This is a genomic window from Streptomyces sp. NPDC048507, assembly GCF_043199995.1.
Taxonomy (GTDB): Bacteria; Actinomycetota; Actinomycetes; order Streptomycetales; family Streptomycetaceae; genus Streptomyces.
In genome coordinates, this window is the sequence record NZ_JBICWZ010000010.1 from 147,281 (window position 1) to 160,549 (window position 13,269).

Annotated in this window: 11 protein-coding genes; 6 read left to right on the plus strand and 5 right to left on the minus strand. The window is 74.9% G+C overall.

Translation table 11 applies throughout. The features are described from left to right. Positions 1-2 precede the first annotated feature (2 nt). From narH to ACGFXC_RS25990, 6 genes are all read left to right on the plus strand, one after another. On the plus strand, positions 3-1,532 hold the full coding sequence (narH, locus tag ACGFXC_RS25965) for a nitrate reductase subunit beta (protein WP_393716583.1): 1,530 nt from the start codon (positions 3-5) through the stop codon (positions 1,530-1,532). Beyond that, entirely contained in the window at positions 1,529-2,188 is a 660-nt protein-coding gene (gene narJ / locus ACGFXC_RS25970; RefSeq protein WP_393716585.1) for a nitrate reductase molybdenum cofactor assembly chaperone, read from the plus strand. The genes narH and narJ overlap by 4 nt, the downstream gene beginning before the upstream one ends. Further along, the gene (narI, locus tag ACGFXC_RS25975; RefSeq protein ID WP_393716587.1) at positions 2,188-2,913 is read left to right on the plus strand and encodes a respiratory nitrate reductase subunit gamma; all 726 of its coding nucleotides are present in this window, start codon (positions 2,188-2,190) and stop codon (positions 2,911-2,913) included. The genes narJ and narI overlap by 1 nt, the downstream gene beginning before the upstream one ends. Then, complete coding sequence (locus ACGFXC_RS25980; protein WP_393716588.1) at positions 2,910-4,106, plus strand: TIGR04053 family radical SAM/SPASM domain-containing protein; 1,197 nt, start codon at positions 2,910-2,912, stop codon at positions 4,104-4,106. The genes narI and ACGFXC_RS25980 overlap by 4 nt, the downstream gene beginning before the upstream one ends. Positions 4,107-4,154: 48 nt before the next feature. Continuing rightward, positions 4,155-5,540 (plus strand): protoporphyrinogen oxidase, encoded by a 1,386-nt coding sequence (gene hemG, locus ACGFXC_RS25985; RefSeq protein ID WP_393716590.1) that lies wholly within the window; start codon positions 4,155-4,157, stop codon positions 5,538-5,540. Between the two features lie 104 nt (positions 5,541-5,644). Next, the gene (locus tag ACGFXC_RS25990; protein WP_393716592.1) at positions 5,645-7,237 is read left to right on the plus strand and encodes an alpha/beta hydrolase; all 1,593 of its coding nucleotides are present in this window, start codon (positions 5,645-5,647) and stop codon (positions 7,235-7,237) included. A 95-nt stretch (positions 7,238-7,332) separates the two neighbouring features. On the opposite strand, the gene moeZ is transcribed toward ACGFXC_RS25990, so the two are convergent. The 5 genes from moeZ to ACGFXC_RS26015 form a co-directional block, all read right to left on the minus strand. Then, positions 7,333-8,511 carry an adenylyltransferase/sulfurtransferase MoeZ gene (gene moeZ / locus ACGFXC_RS25995; protein ID WP_351829461.1) on the minus strand — a complete coding sequence of 393 codons (1,179 nt, stop codon included), beginning with the start codon at positions 8,509-8,511 and terminating at the stop codon, positions 7,333-7,335. Between the two features lie 63 nt (positions 8,512-8,574). After that, a complete protein-coding gene (locus ACGFXC_RS26000) occupies positions 8,575-9,330 on the minus strand; it encodes a spherulation-specific family 4 protein (RefSeq protein WP_393716594.1) in 756 nt (251 codons plus the stop codon). After that, positions 9,318-10,361 (minus strand): NAD-dependent epimerase/dehydratase family protein, encoded by a 1,044-nt coding sequence (locus ACGFXC_RS26005; protein WP_393716596.1) that lies wholly within the window; start codon positions 10,359-10,361, stop codon positions 9,318-9,320. The genes ACGFXC_RS26000 and ACGFXC_RS26005 overlap by 13 nt, the downstream gene beginning before the upstream one ends. Positions 10,362-10,444: 83 nt before the next feature. Beyond that, complete coding sequence (locus ACGFXC_RS26010) at positions 10,445-11,542, minus strand: hypothetical protein (RefSeq protein WP_393716598.1); 1,098 nt, start codon at positions 11,540-11,542, stop codon at positions 10,445-10,447. Continuing rightward, positions 11,539-13,134 carry a DUF3492 domain-containing protein gene (locus ACGFXC_RS26015; protein ID WP_393716600.1) on the minus strand — a complete coding sequence of 532 codons (1,596 nt, stop codon included), beginning with the start codon at positions 13,132-13,134 and terminating at the stop codon, positions 11,539-11,541. Before ACGFXC_RS26015 ends, ACGFXC_RS26010 begins: the two co-directional genes overlap by 4 nt. Positions 13,135-13,269: the final 135 nt, after the last annotated feature.

A 13,269-nucleotide genomic window follows, 5' to 3' on the forward strand; every position in this document is an offset into this window, starting at 1 on the left:
GGATGCGCGTCATGGCACAAGTGGCGATGGTCATGAACCTCGACAAGTGCATCGGCTGTCACACCTGTTCGGTCACCTGCAAACAGGCGTGGACCAACCGGCAGGGCACCGAGTACGTCTGGTTCAACAACGTCGAGACCCTTCCCGGCCAGGGCTACCCGCGCCGCTGGGAGGACCAGGAGAAGTGGAAGGGCGGCTGGGAGCGCACCCGCTCGGGGCGCCTGCGGCTGCGGGCCGGCGGCCGGCTGAAGAAGCTCGGCGGCATCTTCGCCAACCCCCACCTGCCGGAGATCGGCGACTACTACCAGCCCTGGACGTACGAGTACAAGAACCTCACCGAGGCGCCGGCGGGCGACGACCTGCCCACCGCCCGGCCGGTCTCCCAGCTCACCGGCGAACCCCTCGACACCATCGAGTGGGGGCCGAACTGGGACGACAACCTCGGCGGCGCACCCGCCCACGCGCCCCGGGACCCGGTCGTGGAGAAGATCCGCGACCGCGTCGGCGAGCGGATCCGCTTCGAGTTCGAGCAGAGCTTCATGTTCTACCTGCCGCGGATCTGCGAGCACTGCCTGAACCCGGCGTGCGTCTCCTCCTGTCCGTCCGGCGCCATGTACAAGCGCGAGGAGGACGGCATCGTCCTCGTCGACCAGGACCGGTGCCGGGGCTGGCGCATGTGCGTGACCGGCTGCCCGTACAAGAAGGTGTACTTCAACCACCGCACCGGCAAGGCCGAGAAGTGCACCTTCTGCTTCCCGCGCATCGAGGTCGGCATGCCGACCGTGTGCTCCGAGACCTGCGTCGGGCGCATGCGCTACCTCGGCGTGATGCTCTACGACGCCGACAAGGTGGCCGCCGCCGCGGCCGTGGAGGACGAGCACGACCTCTACCCGGCGCAGGTGGACTGCTTCCTCGACCCGGACGACCCGGCCGTGATCGCCGCCGCCCGGCGCTCCGGGATCACCCACGACTGGCTGGAGGCGGCCCGCCGCTCCCCCGTCTACGACCTGATCGCCACCTACCAGGTCGCCCTCCCCCTGCACCCGGAGTACCGGACCATGCCGATGGTCTGGTACGTGCCCCCGCTCTCCCCCGTGGTCGAGGCCGTCGCCGCCACCGGCAGCGACGGCGAGGACGCGGGCAACCTCTTCGGCGCCATCGACGCCCTGCGCATCCCGGTCGAGTACCTCGCCGAGATCCTCACGGCGGGCGACACGGTCCCCGTCGAAGCGGTCCTGCGCCGGATGGCCGCGATGCGCGCCTACATGCGCAGGATCAACCTCGGCGAGGAGCGGGACGAGTCGATCGCCCGGGCCGTGGGTCTGAGCGGCGCCGAGATGGAGGACATGTTCCGCCTGCTCGCCGTCGCCAAGCTGGAGGACCGGTTCGTGGTGCCGAGCGCCGCCCGCCCCGAGGCCGAGGCCCTGGCCGGGTCCCACCCGCTCGACGACGCGTCCTGCCCGGTCGGGGACCACGAGGCCCCGCAGTCCCGCGTGATGCTCAACCTCGCTCCCACCAGGAGGAGTTCATGACCCCGGACGCCCTGGTGCGGCTGGTCGCGGGCTGCGTCCTGCAATACCCCGGCGACCACTTCCACGACGAACTCCCCCGGCTGCGCGCCGCCCTCACCGGGGCGCCCGCCGAACCGGCGCTGCTGCTCGGCGCGTTCCTCGACCGCGCCGCGGCGATGACCCCGATCGCGCTGTGCGCCGAGTACACCGCCACCTTCGACACCCGCAACCGGCGCTGCCTCTACCTGACCTGGTGGACCGACGGCGACACCCGCCGGCGCGGGCTGTCCCTCGTCCGGCTGAAGCGGATCTACCGGGACTTCGGGCTGGAGTTCGCGGGCGAGGAACTGCCCGACTTCCTGCCCGTGGCGCTGGAGTTCGCCGCGCTGCGCGAGGAGGCGGGCACCGAGCTGCTCCAGGAGCACCGGGCCGGGCTGGAGCTGCTGCGGCTGGCGCTCGCCGAGTCCGCGTCCCCGTACACGGGGGTGCTGGAGGCCGTCTGCACGACGCTGCCGGGCCCCTCCCCCGAGACCAAGGCCCAGGCGAAGGCGCTCGCGCGCAGCGGCCCGCCCCAGGAGCTGGTCGGCGCGGGCACCGCGCTCGAACCCTTCGGCCCGGGCATCGACGCCCCCGCCGACCTCCCGTGGCCCACCGCACCCGAAAGGCAGAGCGCCTGATGGACCTCCTCCTGTGGGGCGTGCTCCCGTACGTCTCGGTCGCCCTGCTCGTCGCGGGCACCGTCTGGCGGGCGCGCTTCGACGCCTTCGGCTGGACCAGCCGCTCCTCGCAGCTGTACGAGTCGCGGCTGCTGCGCATCGGCTCGCCGCTGTTCCACTTCGGCATGCTGTTCGTGGTCCTGGGCCATGTCGTGGGGCTGCTCGTCCCGAAGGGCTGGACCGACGCGGTGGGCCTGAGCGACCACGCGTACCACCTGCTCGCGGTCTCCACCGGCGCGGTCGCGGGCCTCGCCGCGGCCGCCGGGATCGCCGTCCTCCTGCACCGGCGGCTCACCGTCAAGGCCGTGCGCCGGGCCACGCTGAAGAGCGACCACCTGATGTACGGCTTCCTGCTCGGCGCGATGGCGCTGGGACTGGCCGCCACGGTCCTCAACTCGACCGGCCAGACCGGTGGTTACAACTACCGCGAGGGCGTGTCGGTGTGGTTCCGCAGCCTGTTCGCCCTCAGTCCCGACTACCACCTGATGGCGGGCGCCCCGCTCGTCTTCCGGCTGCACGTCCTGTTCGGCTTCACGCTCTTCGCGCTGATCCCGTACTCGCGGCTGGTGCACATGTTCTCCGCGCCGCTGGCCTACCTGTTCCGTCCGTTCGTGGTCTACCGCAGGCGGGATCCCGGTCAGCTGGCCGAGCGCCCGCAGAAGCGCGGCTGGGAGCGGGTCTCGTGAGCCGCCCCGCCCGGGGCGTGCTGCGCCGCCCCCGGCACGCCGTCGGCGAGCGCCCCTTCATCGTGATCTGGGAGGCCACCCGGGCCTGCCCGCTGGCCTGTCTGCACTGCCGCGCCGAGGCGCAGACCGAGCGGGACCCGCGGGAGCTCGGCGGGGCCGACGCCCGCCGGGTGATGGACCAGGTCGCCGCCTTCGGCAGGCCCGCCCCGCTGTTCGTGATCACCGGCGGCGACCCCTTCCAGCGGCCCGACCTCACGGACCTCGTCGCGTACGGGACCTCCCTGGGCCTGCGCGTCGCCGTCTCCCCCTCCGGTACGCCCACCCTGACGCGGGAGAACCTGAGCGCGGTCCGCGACGCGGGCGCGGTGGCGCTGTCCCTGTCCCTGGACGGCTCCACCGCCGCCCGCCACGACGCCTTCCGGGGCGTGGAGGGGGTCTACGACTGGACCCTGGAGGGCTGGCGGGCCGCCCGCGAGCTGGGCCTGAAGGTGCAGATCAACACCACGGTCACGCGCGACAGCCTGGAGGACCTGGCCGACATCGCGGCGCTGGTGCGGCGCGAGGGCGCGATGCTGTGGTCGGGCTTCGTCCTGGTCCCCGCCGGCCGCGGCGGACGGCTGGACTCGCTGACCCCCGGCGAGACCGAGGACGTCCTGCACTTCCTCTACGACTGCGGGGCGGTGCTGGCCACCAAGACGACCGAGGGCCACCACTTCCGCCGGGTCGCCCTCCAGCGCAGCATCCTCGACGCGCGCGGGGAGCGGCCCCGGCTCGGGGCGCTGTACGGGAGGCTCGTCGAGCGGGCCGACCGGCTGGGCCTCTTCGAGGGGCCGCGGCGGCCGGTGCGGCGGCCGCCGATGGACGTGTCCTCGGGGCGCGGCTTCGTCTTCGTCTCGCACACCGGGGAGGTCCACCCGAGCGGCTTCCTGCCGCTGTCGGCGGGCAACGTCACCCACCACCCGCTCACCGAGATCTACCGGGGCTCCGCCCTGTTCACCACCCTGCGCGAGCCGTCCCTGCTGCGCGGGAAGTGCGGGGCCTGCGAGTTCAAGACGGTGTGCGGGGGCTCGCGCTCGCGGGCGTACGGCTTCACCGGGGACGTGCTGGAGGCGGATCCGTACTGCGCGTACGAGCCGGGCAGCTTCCCGTACCAGGAGGAACTGCGGGCCCTGACCGAAAGCACGATGCGCTGAGCCCCGCCCCTCCCGTACGTTGCGAAAGGGGAAATATCGTCACAGGAGATGACAATGCGATCAGTGATCGTCGTCGGCGGCGGAATCAGCGGTCTCGCGGCCGCCTGGCAGCTGCGCGGCCAGGCAGACGTGACCGTGCTGGAGGGCCACGCCAAGGTGGGCGGCAAACTGCGCACCGGCACCCTCGCGGGCATCTCCGTCGACGAGGGCGCCGAATCGCTGATGGCCCTGCGCCCGGAGGCCGTGGAGCTGGCCGCCGCCGTCGGACTCGGCAACGCCCTGTGCGACCCGGCCCCGTCCCCCACCACCGTCTGGACCCACGGCGGGCTGCGCGCGCTGCCCCCCGGCCACGTCATGGGCGTCCCGAGCGACCCCGCGGCGCTGGCCGGCACCGGCCTGATCTCGGCGGAGGGCATCGCGCGGATCGCCGCCGAGGAGGGCCTGCCCGCCGCCCCGCTCACCGAGGACCTGTCGGTCGGCGCCTACCTCGGCGCCCGCTTCGGCCGGGAGGCAGTGGACCGGCTGGTCGAGCCGCTGCTCGGCGGGGTCTACGCGGGCCGCGCGGACCGGCTCTCGCTGCGCGCCGCCCTGCCCCGGATCGCGGCCCTCGCCGAACAGGGCGGCCCGCTGCTGCCCGCGCTGCGCCGGATGAAGGCGGCGGGCGCGCCCCGCTCGGGCGCGGTGGCCGTCCAGGGCGTCGCCGGCGGCACCGGCCGCTTCCCGCAGGCGGTGGCGCGGGCCTGCGGGGCCCGCATCCTGACCGGCACCACGGCCCGCTCCCTCCAGCGGCTGCCCGGCGACCGGTGGCGGGTGCTGGCCATGACGGCGGACGGCCCGCTGACGATGGAGGCCGACGCGGTGGTCCTGGCCCTGCCCGCCTTCGCGGCGGCGGAGCTGCTGCGCCCGCACGCGCCGCAGGCGGAGGCCGAACTGTCGGCGATCCCGCACGCCTCCACCGCGGTCATCACCATGGCCTTCTCCCGCCCCCAGGCGCACTTCCTCCCCGAGGGCAACGGCTTCCTCGTCCCGCCCGTGGACGGCCACCTGCTCAAGGCGGCGTCCTTCCTGTCCAACAAGTGGGCCTGGCTGCACGACGCGGCGCCCGCCACCTTCGTCCTGCGGGCGTCCATCGGGCGGATCGGCGAGGAGGAACTGCTGGCCCGCCCCGACCGGCACCTGATCCGGGCCGCCATCGCCGAACTGCACCGGGCGGTCGGCCCGATGGGCGAACCCCTCGCCGCCCGCGTGACCCGCTGGGACCGGGGCCTGCCGCAGTACGGGGTCGGCCACCGCGAACGCGTGGCCCGCATCCGCGAGGCGGCCTCGAAGCTCCCGGGCCTGGCCCTGTGCGGAGCCGCGTACGAGGGCGTGGGCGTGGCAGCCTGCGTGGCCACCGGCCGCGCCGCCGCCCGCCGGGTCGCCGCCCCCGCCTGACCGGGCCGCAGCTCGACCGGCCCCCGGCCGCGCGGGAACGCCCCCCGTCCCCCGAACGGGTCAGCGCGGGGGCGCGCGGGCGTCCGGCGGCAGAGGATGGGGCCATGCCCAAAATCGTCCTGCGGACAGCCGCTGCCGCCACCCTCGCCGCCGCGCTGCTCACCACCAGCGCCTGTTCCGACGGCGGCGGGACCGAGAAGAAACCGCGGGCCGGCGGCACCAAGGACGCCAAGCCCCTGAAGTGGGGGGAGTGCTCCGCGCCCACGGCCGCCGAGGGCGGCGGGCAGACGCCCGGCAAGGACTGGCAGTGCGCCACCCTCGACGTGCCCCTGGACTACGCGGACCCGGGGGGCGAGACCATCCCCATCGCCCTGATCCGCGCCCGGGCCCGCGACCAGAAGAACCGCCTCGGCTCGCTCGTCTTCAACTTCGGCGGCCCCGGCGGCTCCGGCATCACCACCCTGCCCGGCGCCGCCCAGGAGTACGCCGCCCTGCGCGACCGGTACGACCTGGTCAGCTTCGACCCGCGCGGGGTGGGCCGCAGCGCCCCGGTGCGCTGCGAGGACGACAGGCAACTGGACGCGTACTACGCCCAGGACAACACCCCCGCCACCGCGCAGCAGGAGAAGGCCTTCGTCGACGGGATCAAGAAGTACGGCAAGGCCTGCGAGACGAACTCCGGCAAGATCCTGCCCCACGTCGGCACCGAGAACGCCGCCCGCGACATGGACCGCATCCGCCAGGCCCTGGGCGACGAGAAGCTGAACTACTTCGGGATCTCCTACGGGACGGAGCTCGGCGGGGTCTACGCCCACCTCTTCCCGAAGAACGTCGGCCGGGCCGTCTTCGACGCCGTGGTGGACCCGACCGCGGATTCCGCGCAGGGTGCGCTCGGCCAGGCCAAGGGCTTCCAGCTGGCCCTCGGCAACTTCGCCCAGGACTGCGTCAACCGGGGCGACGAGTGCCGGCTCCAGGGCAGCACGCCCAAGGAGATCGAGGCGAACGTCATCGCGCTGCAGAAGCGGCTGGCGGCCAAGCCCATCGCCGGCATCGGCGACCGCGTGCTCACCGAGTCCGCCGCCACCAACGGCATCGCGCAGGCCCTGTACTCCAAGGAGCTGTGGCCGCTGCTGGAACAGGGGCTGGACGAGGCCGAGGGCGGTCAGGGGCAGCTGCTGATGGCCCTGTCGGACGCCCTCAACGGCCGTGACCAGCAGGGCCGGTACAGCAACATCGGCGCGGCGAACACCGCCATCAACTGCGCCGACTCCAAGGAGCGTTACACCCTCGCGCAGACCAAGGCCAGGCTGCCGGAGTTCCGCGCGGCCTCGCCCGTCTTCGGGGACTTCCTCGGCTGGGCCATGCTGAGCTGCACGGACTGGCCGGTCGCGGGCGCCTGGCAGACCCCGGACGTCTCCGCCCCCGGTTCCGCGCCGATCGTGGTGATCGGCAACACCGGTGACCCGGCGACCCCGTACGAGGGGGCGCAGAAGATGGTGGAGCGGCTCGGCAAGGGCGTGGGCGTGGAGCTCACGTACAAGGGCGAGGGGCACGGCGCCTACAACAGCGGCGACACGTGCGTGCAGCAGGCGGTGAACTCCTACCTGCTGGACGGGAAGGTGCCGGCCGCGGGCACCGTCTGCACCCCGGCACCGGCCGCCACGTCCACCTCCACCGCCAGCCCGACGGCGGCCTGAGCCGCCGGCGCGCGCGGAAGGGGCCGTACCCGGTGCGGGTACGGCCCCTTCCTGCCGTGCGGTGCGGTGCGCGGAGCGCGCCGCACCGGCCGCGGCTAGTAGACCGGCTTCTCGGGCTCGATCTGGTGGACCCAGCCGATGACGCCGCCGCCGACATGCACCGCGTCCGAGAAGCCCGCGGACTTCAGGACCGCGAGGACTTCCGCACTGCGGACACCCGTCTTGCAGTGCAAGACGATGCGCTTGTCCTGCGGCAGGTCCTGGAGGGCGGTGCCCATCAGGAACTCGCCCTTGGGGATCAGCTTCGCGCCCGGGATCGAGACGATCTCGTACTCGTTCTTCTCGCGGACGTCGATGATCTCGATGGGCTCGTCGGCGTCGATCCACTCCTTGAGCTGCTTGGGAGTGATCGTGGAGCCGAGTGCCGCCTCCTGCGCCTCCTCCGACACGACGCCGCAGAAGGCCTCGTAGTCGATGAGCTCGGTGACGGTCGCGTTCGGGCCGCAGACCGCGCAGTCGGGGTCCTTGCGGACCTTGACCTGGCGGTACTGCATCTCCAGGGCGTCGTAGATCATCAGGCGGCCGACCAGCGGCTCGCCCACGCCCGTGAGGACCTTGATGGCCTCGGTGACCTGGATGGACCCGATGGACGCGCAGAGCACGCCCAGTACGCCGCCCTCGGCGCAGCTCGGGACCATGCCCGGCGGCGGGGGCTCCGGGTACAGGCAGCGGTAGCACGGGCCGTGCTCGGACCAGAAGACCGAGGCCTGGCCGTCGAAGCGGTAGATCGAGCCCCACACGTACGGCTTGTTCAGCAGCACGCAGGCGTCGTTCACCAGGTACCGGGTGGCGAAGTTGTCCGTGCCGTCGACGATGAGGTCGTACTGGCTGAAGATCTCCATCACGTTCTCGGCTTCGAGCCGCTCTTCGTGAAGGACCACGTTGACGTACGGGTTGATGCCCAGCACGCTGTCACGGGCCGACTCGGCCTTGGAACGGCCGATGTCCGCCTGGCTGTGGATGATCTGGCGCTGCAGGTTCGACTCGTCGACCTCGTCGAACTCCACGATGCCCAACGTGCCCACGCCGGCCGCGGCCAGGTACATGAGGGCGGGGGAGCCGAGGCCGCCCGCGCCCACGGCCAGCACCTTGGCGTTCTTCAGGCGCTTCTGGCCGTCCATCCCGACATCCGGGATGATCAGGTGGCGGGAGTACCGACGGACCTCGTCAACGGTGAGCTCAGCAGCTGGCTCTACCAGGGGTGGCAGCGACACGGGGACTCCGTAGATGGGTATGTCTGAACGGTGGTTCTTCCCGTAACACTGCCACGCCCTTCTTCATTCCGAGACACCCGGTCCGATACGCGAGACGATTTCGTCCCAGTACCCGGGCATCGAGGCCCACGGGTCCCGGTCCCCGGCGGCCCGCCGGTCCGTGAACCAGACCGTTCCGGCACCCTGCCAGCGGGCGATCCGCATCGCCTCCTCCAAGTGCCCGCGCGGCACCCCGTGCACGAGGTGGCAGAACCGCTCGGGCGGATGCTCCGCCGTCCACTCGGCCACCTGCGACCAGCGGTAGTCGGCCCAGGGCCCGGAGAAGGTGACCAGCTGGTCGGCGGCCTCCGCATAGCCCTCGCACGGGTGCGTGCCGTGGCCCAGCACGATCCGCAGCTCCGTGCCGAGCCCGCGCAGGGCGTCGGTGACCCGCCGGACCGGGGCGAGGCCGTCGCGGTCCGCCGGAACGCCGGCGAGGTAGAAGCCGCCGACGCCGTACCAGTCGCGGAAGCGGTGGGCGTCGGAGACCAGCTCCCCGAACGACCGGGCCCCGTCCCGCACCGCGAGGTGCCCGAGGACGACGCCGCCCGCCTGCCGGAGCCGGGCGGCGGCCTCGGTGCAGTGCGGGTCGGGCCGGCCGCCCGGCCCGTCGGCGACGTTGAGCACGGCCCAGTGCAGCGGGGTCCCCGGCCGGGTCAGCTCGGCCCACTCGACGGGGGCGAGCAGCGGGTGCGCGTAACCGGGGATGCCCAGACCGAGCCGGCCCGCCCCCGTCCCGGCCGTCGCCGTGGCCCCCGGCGGGGTGGTCAGATGCGGCACGCCGCCTCCATCCAGATGTCGGCCAGGGACTCCTCCAGGTTGATCCGGGGCCGCCAGCCCAGCCGGTCGCGGGCCGTGCGCACGTCGGCCTGCTGCCAGGCGCCGCAGCCGTCGGGATAGGGGAACGGCTGGGGGGCCGCGGCGGCGATCTGCTCGGCGGTGGCCTCCGAGCGGGGCGAGCCGATCGCGGCCAGCCCCTGCGGGCGGCCCGGGTGAGCGTGGCCGCCCGCGCCGTGGCCGCCGTGCTGCGGCCCGCCGTGCTGGGCCGCGCCGTGGGGCACGTCCAGCTCGTGCAGCGCGCCGCCGTACCCGGCGACCCGGGCCAGGACGGACGCCGCGTCGCGCAGCCGGACCGCCCGCCCGGTGCCGATGTTGACGACGCCCTGGGCGGCGGACAGCGAGGCCGCGTGCACGGCCCGCGCGACGTCCCGTACGTCGACGAAGTCGCGCTGGACGCCGAGTCCGCTCAGCTTCAGCTCGCCGTCCCCCGACTGCATGGCGCGGCGCATCGCCTCGGCGAGCCGTCCCAGCGGGGAGCCGGCCGGGGTGCCGGGGCCGACGGGCGAGAACACCCGCAGGACGACGGCGTCCAGCCCGGACCCGAGCACCAGCTCGGTCGCGGCCAGCTTGCTGACCCCGTACGGCCCACCGGGTCTCGGCACGGCGTCCTCGGCCGTGGACGAACCGGGCTGGCTGGGCCCGTACTCGGCGGAACAGCCGAGCTGGACGAGCCGGGCCCCGCAGCCGCTGCGGCGCAGCGATTCGCAGATGGTGGCGACGGCGACGGTGTTGTGCCGGGTGAGCTCCCGGGCGCCGCCCCGGGTGGCGCCCGCGCAGTTGATGACGACGCCGGGGTGGACGGCGTCCAGGAACCGGGTGAGGGCGCCGGGGCTGCCGGTGGCGAGGTCGAAGCGGACGTCCGCGTCGTCGCCGCGGCCGAGCGCGGTGAGCTGGACGGCCGGGTCGGCGAGCAGCCGGTCGGCGACGTAGCGTCCGAGGTAGCCGTTGGCTCCGATCAGCAGGACTCTCATCGCGCGGCCCCTCGGTGGGTTGGCTGGCCGGTCATCCTGTTTCTCCTTGAGTGGGGTGGGGTGGGCACGGGGGGGTGGGGCGCTCAGGGCCGCGCGTGGGCGGAGGCCCGGGACAGCGCGAGGACGGCGTGTACGAGGAGCCCCGCGGCCGCGGCGGACACCGCGGCGGGGAGCGGGATCAGGGCGAGCGCCAGGGCCAGGGCCACCGGCAGGCGGTGCGGGCCGTGCCGCAGCAGCAGCCGGACCAGGAACAGCAGCACCGCGAGCGGTACGGCCACGGCCGGGGCGGCTCCGGTCACCGCGGCCGCCCCCGTGGCGGCCGCGGCGAACAGCAGCAGGACCCCGGCGAGCAGCGGCCGGGCCCCGGCGGCGAAGTCCTCCAGGGCCCTGCTGCGGGTGAGCCGCCGCCGGGCCCGGGCCGCGTACAGCGCCGCCGCGAGGTGGGCGGGGGCCACGGCCAGCGCGAGGGCGGCGCCGAGGGCCGGCCCGTACCGGTGCACGGCCCAGCCGACGACGGCCGCCGCGAGCAGGTGGGCGGCCCAGGGCAGCCGGCCGCCCGCGCTCCGGCCGGGCCACACCAGCGCGCCGGCGGTGACGAGCGCCGCGAGGGGGCCGGCCCCCGGCATCCCGGTGGCGGCCGCCGCGCAGGCGAGGGCGCCGGGCAGCAGGGCGTACCCGAAGCCGCGCGCCGCGCGGGGCCCGGTCCGCGCCGGACGCCGGGCGGGGTCCGCCGGGGCATCGCCGCGCGGGGTGCGGGCGTACAGCTCCTCGGCGAGGGAGAAGACGTCCCGGTGCCGGAAGCGCGCGGCGGTGCGGTCGCTGATGCCGTGCGCCTCCAGCCCGGCCGCGATCTCCAGCGGGTCGACGGCCCGTTCGCAGAGCTCCCGGTGCCGGTGCAGCAGCGCCTTGACGGGATCCCCGCCGCCGCGGCGCCGGACCGTCTGCGGCGGCGCCGCCGGGAGCGCCTCCGCGCTCCGGGCCCGGGGTGCGGCCTCCGCCCGGGGTGCGGCCGGCGCGTCCTGCGCGCGGGGCGCGACCCCGCCGGGGAGCGGGGCGCGCGGGTCCGGCGCACCGGCGCGTGCGCCCCCGCCGCCGGGGCCCGGCCGCAGCGCCGCGCCCGCGTCGGCACCCGCGTCGGCGGTCGGCGCCGGCGCCGCGCCCGCGATGTCCGAGGTGGTCATACCGCCGCCTCCGAACCGGCCGCCGGGGCGACGGGGGCCCACGTCGGCGTGGTCCAGTGGCCCGGCACCCGCGCCTCGGCGGGCCGCTCGAAGGGGACCTCCCCGTCGGGCCGGGCGGAGCCGCGGACCAGGAGGCGCAGGTAGCTGTCGCCGAAGGCCGCCACGTTCTGTTCGACGGTGAACAGCTCCAGTGCCCTGGCCCGGGCCGCCGCGCCGAGCCGCTGGGCCCGCTCGGGGTCCCCCAGCAGGGCGAGGCAGGCGTCGGCGAGCGCGCGCGGGTTGCGCGGCGGGACGACGAGCCCGGTGCCGCCGATGACCTCGCAGACGGCCCCGACGTCGGTGGAGACGGTGGCGCGGCCGCAGAACATGGCTTCGGCGAGGGTGATGGGGAAGCCCTCGATCACCGAGGACAGCAGCACGATCCGGCCGGCCCCGTACGCGTCGGCGGGCGAGGGCGCCTCCGGGCCGCCGACCTCCTCGAAGGTGACGGGGTTCTCCCCCGCCGTACGGGCGTCGGCGGCCTCGTCGGGGAAGAGCTGCGCGGCGAGCGAGCGGCAGTCGGCCAGGTAGCCGGGGGCGGCGGCGGTCGCGAAGATCCTCAGCCGGGCCCCGGGCCGGGCCCGGCGGACCTCGGCGAAGGCGTGCAGCAGGCCGAAGAGGTCCTTGGCGGGTTCTATCCGCCCGACCCACACCAGGGTGTCGGGGTCCCCGCGGTCCGGGTCCTCGCCGACGGCGGCGAATCGGTCCGCCTCCATCCCCGGGTACACGGTCCGCAGCCGCTCCCGGGACGCCCCGCAGCGTTCCTGCCAGCGGCGGGCGTGCGCGTTGCCGGGGGTGAGCAGGTCGGCGCGGGCGTAGATCTCGCCCGCCAGCCGGCCGTGGAAGGCCGCGAGGAGGGCGCGGACGGCGGGCCGGTCGTCCTCGTCCTGCTCCAGGTAGTGGGCGCGCAGCTGGACCCCGTACTCGGTCACCAGCAGCGGGACCCCGAAGAAGCGTTTGGCCAGGAGTCCGGGGAGCGCCGCGACCCCGCCGGCCGCCGCGTGGCAGACGTCGACGGCGCCGAGCCCGGGCTCCTCGTACCAGTCCAGGGACAGCGGCCGCAGCATCCGCTCCAGCGCGTCCACGAACTCCAGCAGGTCCGGTACCCGGGCCGCCGCCAGGGCGCGGCCCGCTCCCGGGGCCCGGCAGCCCGCCTCCACGGCCCGTACGGCCTTCTCGGAGCGCAGCGCCGCGTACATCCCGCCCTGTTCGCGGGCGAGTTCGGCCAGCCCGTAGAGCCCGGCGGCGAAGGGTTCGGCCGTGCCCGCGCAGATCCCCCGGACCAGCTCCGCGAAGCAGTCGGTGAAGCGCCGCCGCTCGCGCCGGGCGTACGTGCGCCCGTCGTCGGCCGGTGCCCACAGCGGAGCGGTCCGCACCCGGGTGACGTGCCCCGGCAGCGGGACCCGGCCGCGCTCCTCCTGGCCGGCGCTGCGGCTCAGCGCGTAGAGCTCGAACTCGTGCTGCGGAAGGCCGCGCACGAGCCGGTCGCACCAGAGCCCCGCCCCTCCCGCCGCATACGGATAACCGCCTTCCGTGAGCAGTGCGATCCGCACGAGTGACACCCCCCATCTCCGCTCCGGGCGGGGCGCCGTCGGTCCGGCGGCCCGCCGCGGAAGAACTCAAGCGGATGTGCCGGTGGCGGGGGGGGCGGGGGTGGGTTGGGGGCGCCGGGCGGGGGGGGTGTGGTT

Excerpts from the sequence above, each read along its gene's own strand:
- narH (WP_393716583.1), top strand. The coding sequence starts at position 3 with ATGCGCGTCATGGCACAAGTGGCGATGGTCATGAACCTCGACAAGTGC.
- narJ (WP_393716585.1), top strand. The coding sequence starts at position 1,529 with ATGACCCCGGACGCCCTGGTGCGGCTGGTCGCGGGCTGCGTCCTGCAA.
- narI (WP_393716587.1), top strand. The coding sequence starts at position 2,188 with ATGGACCTCCTCCTGTGGGGCGTGCTCCCGTACGTCTCGGTCGCCCTG.
- hemG (WP_393716590.1), top strand. The coding sequence starts at position 4,155 with ATGACAATGCGATCAGTGATCGTCGTCGGCGGCGGAATCAGCGGTCTC.
- ACGFXC_RS25990 (WP_393716592.1), top strand. The coding sequence starts at position 5,645 with ATGCCCAAAATCGTCCTGCGGACAGCCGCTGCCGCCACCCTCGCCGCC.
- ACGFXC_RS26005 (WP_393716596.1), bottom strand. The coding sequence starts at position 10,361 with ATGAGAGTCCTGCTGATCGGAGCCAACGGCTACCTCGGACGCTACGTC.
- ACGFXC_RS26010 (WP_393716598.1), bottom strand. The coding sequence starts at position 11,542 with ATGACCACCTCGGACATCGCGGGCGCGGCGCCGGCGCCGACCGCCGAC.